Origin of the sequence: Nesterenkonia cremea (assembly GCF_014642675.1) — a bacterium.
Taxonomy (GTDB): domain Bacteria; phylum Actinomycetota; class Actinomycetes; order Actinomycetales; family Micrococcaceae; genus Nesterenkonia; species Nesterenkonia cremea.
Map to the genome: position 1 here is coordinate 1 of NZ_BMIS01000035.1, position 1316 is coordinate 1316.

A 1316-nucleotide genomic window follows, 5' to 3' on the forward strand; every position below is an offset into this window, starting at 1 on the left:
TGAACCGTCCTGGATTTAGTTCCGGGGTTCTGTAGCAAGAGATTCCCCTCGCTGGTGTTCATAGTAGGCGTCTTCGACCTCGGCAGGTGTCTGCTGACCGAGGTGCTCGTGCAGCCGGGTGGTGTTCCACCAGTGGACCCAGTTCATCGTGGCGAACTCCACTTCCGTCAACGAGCGCCACGAGGGCTGGGAGTAGATCAGCTCCGTCTTGTACAGCCCGTTGACCGCCTCAGCCAGAGCGTTGTCGTAGGAGTCCCCGACGGTGCCCACCGAGGGACGGATGCCGTGGTCTGCGAGTTTCTCGGTGTAGGCGATTGCTACATATTGAGAGCCTCTGTCCGAGTGATGCACCAGCTGGGCGTCCTCGTGGCGCCTGGCGGTGGCCAGAGCATGCTCCAGGGCCTCCAGGGAGAGGGCCTCGGTGGTCATTGTCGAGCGGGTGGCCCACCCGACGATCCGCCGACTGTAGGCGTCGGTGACGAAGGCCGTGTAGACGAACCCAGCAGAGGTGCGCACGTAGGTGATGTCAGCGACCCACAGTCGCCCAGGAGCAGGTGCTTTGAAATTCCGCTCCACCAGATCCGGACGGTGATCCGGCACCGGCGCGGCCACCGTAGTGCGGGGCTTACGTCCCCGGACTGCGCCTTCGACCCCGGCAGCACGCATCAACCTGGCGGTCTGGTCTCGGCCGATCTCCCAGCCTTCACGGCGTAGGGCGTGCCACATTTTCCGCACCCCGTAGACGCCATAGTTGGCCGCGTGGATCCGCTGGATCTCGGGGATGAGCAGGTCATCCTTCAGCGCCCTGGCTGACCGGACGCGTGCTTTGGCGGCCCGGTAGCCGCGAGAGGTGATGAACCCACCCTCTGCCTCATCGCCCAGGACGCGGCAGATCGGCTCGACCCCGAAACGATCCCGGTGTTCGTCGATGAACCGGATCATCTCGTGGTGGGACGGTCGAGCTCCGCGGCGAAAAACGCCGAGGCAGACTTCAGGATCTCATTGGCCCGCTTGAGCTCCTTGACCTCGCGGCGCAGCCTGGTGAGCTCTTCGAGCTCGTCACTGGTGGTCCCGGTCTCTTCACCGGCGTCGCGGCGGGCCTGCTTGGCCCAGTTGTTCATCGTGTGCGCCGAGACTCCCAGCTTCCGGCCGACAGCCTCAGCGGCTGCCCACCGGGAGCAATCTTCGATCCTGCAGTGATCCTCCATCATCCGCACTGCCCGGTCCTTGAACTCCGGGGTGTAGAACGTCCTGGTCCTGCTCATAGTCCGATCCTCCTGAATCAAGTAGGTCGGAACAAAACCCAGGACGGTTCA

Annotated in this window: 1 protein-coding gene and 1 other annotated feature; the gene reads right to left on the bottom strand. The window is 63.8% G+C overall.

The annotated features are described in order from the left end of the window. Positions 1-15: 15 nt before the first annotated feature. Positions 16-1265, bottom strand: a protein-coding gene (locus IEW85_RS14215; protein WP_373286575.1) for an IS3 family transposase whose coding sequence is annotated in 2 segments (ribosomal slippage) — positions 16-953 and positions 953-1265 — 1251 coding nt in all. Because the reading frame shifts where the segments join, the coding sequence is not laid out codon by codon here. Continuing rightward, positions 885-981, bottom strand: a sequence feature (AL1L pseudoknot). Its footprint overlaps the gene before it by 97 nt. Positions 1266-1316: the final 51 nt, after the last annotated feature.